Raw genomic sequence first — 2,957 nt, 5'->3', positions numbered from 1 at the left:
GGGTGACGTCGCCGGGGACGTAGGCGACGCGGCGGTGGAGGGCGACGGCGTCGGCCCACGGGTCGCCGCCGAGCAGGGTGGCGGTCCCGGCGTCGGCGCGCAGCAGGCCGAGCAGGATCCGCAGGGTGGTGGACTTGCCGGCGCCGTTGGGGCCGAGGAACCCGTGGACCTCGCCGGTCGCGACGTCCAGATCGAGCCCCTCCAGAGCACGGGTACGGCCGAACGCCTTGCGGAGCCCGGCGACGCTGATGGCCTTCGTCATGCCTCCGAACGTACGCTTATTTCACAAAGTTGTGAAGATAGCGAATCACGTAAAATCCTGGATGTGACGACGGACGACGACGGAACCCGGGACGGGGAAGCGGTCTCCCGCTTCGTGGAGCGGTTCGCCGCGCAGCTCACCGAGGCGGGCATGCAGCGCATGGCCTCCCGGGTCTTCGCCTGCCTGCTGGCCAGCGACAGCGGCGCGATGACCTCGGCGGAGCTCGGCGCGGCCCTGCGGATCAGCCCGGCGGCGGTATCGGGCGCCGTGGCCTACCTGGCACAGGTCGACATGGTCAGCCGGGAGCGCGAGCCGGGCTCCCGCCGGGACCGCTACGTACTCCACAACGAGCTCTGGTACCAGACCTTCACCCGCCGGGACCAGGTCCTCGCCCGCTTCGAGCAGACCCTGCGCGAGGGCGCGGCGGGCCTGGGCCGGGACACCCCGGCGGGGGCGCGGGTGGCGGAGACGGCGGCGTTCTTCGCCTTCCTCGAGCGCGAGATGCACGGCCTGATGGAGCGCTGGCGCGCCCACCGGGCCACCCTCGACCTCCCCTGACGCCCTCGCGCCCCGCCCGCCGTCCGCGATGAAGCCGGGGAACGGCTTCCCGGGCCGGCGTCCGCCCCCGCACGACGCGTGCGGGGGCGGACGGGCCCACCGCGGACGGCCCCTCAGCCCGGTCAGATCAGAAGACCAGCGGACCCCAGCCGACCTGGTTGGTGTTGATGTCCAAGACCTCTACGTAGAGCTTGTGCACACCGTCGTTGTGGTACTCCGGCCACGTGTTCGCCCCGCCTCCCCAGCCGGTGTGCGTGCGGCCGCCGGTCTGAGTGTTCACCTGCCACAGGTCCACCTTGCACTCGTTGGCGGGTCCGTCGACGTGGCCGTAGGCGTACATGTCCGAGTAGGGAAGGATGTACGCATGGCAGTTGCCGGCGAACGCGTCCCCACCCAGGCTGGCTGCTGACGCAGCGCCGGCCGAGAGGGCGACGAGGCTTGCCGCTGCAATCCCTGCGGCAGCGAACTTGATCATACGTGCGATCTTCACGGTTGCTCCTTCGGAGATGGTGACGGGTAGCGGGGCATGTCTGAGCTGGTTCAGTCAGTGGTCGTTACTTGGCCCTGGTTGACGCTCGTCATGGGCGGTCGGGGCACGGGGCGCCCCCCCGTACGGCTCCGTACGCCCCTTGCCCGGACTCGGTCTGTCCAGAGCACGGGTTCTGACGGGCGGCGGTGGCGAGTGTGGCCGCTGTGCGGGACACCTCCTCTTCTTTCGGTTTCCGGCCTGATCGTCCGCAGCCCCCCACATGGTGACCAGGCAGAACAGCCGGAAGAAACACCGGCAGTTTGGTCGGCGGACGCCCTGTGATGTACTCACCTGCACAGCTTCAGATCATCCGGGGGGCGTGATGGGCGAAGGCGGTTTCGGGGCGCACTTACGCGGCCGGCGCAGCGCGGCCGGCCTGACGCAGGAGGAGCTCGCCGAACGCTCGGGATTGAGCGTGCGGGCCATCCGTGACCTCGAGCACGGCCGGGTTGCCCGGCCTCGCCGGGAGACGTTGCGGCTGCTGGCCACGGCGCTCGGCCTGCCAGAGGAGGAGGGCGAGGAACTCCTGCGCCGTGCTCGTCAGGCGCTACCGCCGGCCCGACCCGGGCCTGTGGAGGCCGAGTCCCCGGTCGCTTCCGCCGCGATGGCACCGGCCCACCGTGACGATCCGCGTCCCTCGGTCGTCCCGCCGGACGAACCGGGTGTGCCCCCGAAGGCAGAGGCAGCCGGCCACGAGCGCGGGAGAAGACGCGCGGCACGTTACGGCATCCTGCTCACCGCCCTGCTGACGGTCGCCGCGCTCTCCTCCGACCACGGCCCGCGCGTCCTGCGGACCACGGGCAGAGGGGCCTATGCCGCCCGGATCGGCAACAGCGACTCCAGGCCCCCTGACGGTCCTCCGTCGACCACCGGGGCCGATCTGCATGTGCTGCACGCGGTCACCCGCGGCGAGACGCTGATCGTCACCGTGGCGCTGACCGGTGCGGCCCCGGGTGAGGTCACCGTGACCGACACAGCCGGCAACACCTACCGGCCGGCCGGGCAGACGAACGACCGTGACCGCCTGCTGCTCTTCGCAGCCGTCGGCGCCAGGCCGCTGGACACGCTCGATCTGATCACCGTTCGCTGGCCGCGAGCCGCCACCGCCCACACGTCGGTCGACGCATTCCGGGGGATCACCGCCGCCGGACCATGGATCGAAGCCCAACCGGACCCCCGCGACAGCACCAGCGCCGAATCCATCAGAATCGGCGGCCTGCCACTGTGCGCCGAAGGTGACCTCTTCTTCACCGCCGTGAACGCCCCGACCGGCCCCGCCCCGCGATTCGATGCGCCCTGGCGGGAAGCGCCCTGGCTGCCCGTGGACGCGGATGCACCGCTCCGCGAACCCACCCTCGCGACGGCATACCGCTCCATCACGTCCACAGACAGCGACTGCACCGTCCACGGCACCGCGACCCCACCATGGCAGTCCATCACCCTGCGCCTCCGCTGAGCGGCAAGCCTCGGCGGTCAGAGCATGAGGTCCTCAGCAGCCGGGGCCCGGCGCTCTATGCCTGACAGGGCCTGCCGGTGTGACCGTTGCCGGGGTGGCGGCGGCTTCGGTTGGTCCGCCGCCATCGCTCCCCCGAGCCGTTGGTAGAGAAC

4 protein-coding genes are annotated in these 2,957 nt (G+C 71.2%); 2 read left to right on the top strand and 2 right to left on the bottom strand.

All coding sequences use genetic code 11. The features are described from left to right. A partial coding sequence (locus VR44_RS42635) for an ATP-binding cassette domain-containing protein (RefSeq protein ID WP_157880316.1) occupies nucleotides 1-262 on the bottom strand: 262 nt, incomplete at its 3' end. Between the two features lie 54 nt (nucleotides 263-316). Here VR44_RS42635 and VR44_RS15970 point away from each other — a divergent pair. Then, complete coding sequence (locus VR44_RS15970) at nucleotides 317-820, top strand: GbsR/MarR family transcriptional regulator (RefSeq protein WP_045948161.1); 504 nt, start codon at nucleotides 317-319, stop codon at nucleotides 818-820. Nucleotides 821-947: 127 nt separating this feature from the next. Here VR44_RS15970 and VR44_RS45015 read toward each other — a convergent pair whose 3' ends face one another. Further along, a complete protein-coding gene (locus VR44_RS45015; protein ID WP_157880315.1) occupies nucleotides 948-1,310 on the bottom strand; it encodes a hypothetical protein in 363 nt (120 codons plus the stop codon). A 361-nt stretch (nucleotides 1,311-1,671) separates the two neighbouring features. Between VR44_RS45015 and VR44_RS15960 the strand changes: the two genes are divergently transcribed. Beyond that, on the top strand, nucleotides 1,672-2,805 hold the full coding sequence (locus VR44_RS15960; RefSeq protein ID WP_094191685.1) for a helix-turn-helix domain-containing protein: 1,134 nt from the start codon (nucleotides 1,672-1,674) through the stop codon (nucleotides 2,803-2,805). Nucleotides 2,806-2,957 lie beyond the last annotated feature (152 nt).

Origin of the sequence: Streptomyces katrae, from assembly GCF_000966975.1 — a bacterium.
GTDB lineage: Bacteria > Actinomycetota > Actinomycetes > Streptomycetales > Streptomycetaceae > Streptomyces > Streptomyces katrae.
The sequence above is the reverse complement of the archived record's forward strand: the minus strand, read 5'-3'. Positions and strand labels throughout refer to the sequence as shown.

Excerpts from the sequence above, each read along its gene's own strand:
- VR44_RS15960 (WP_094191685.1), top strand. The coding sequence starts at position 1,672 with ATGGGCGAAGGCGGTTTCGGGGCGCACTTACGCGGCCGGCGCAGCGCG.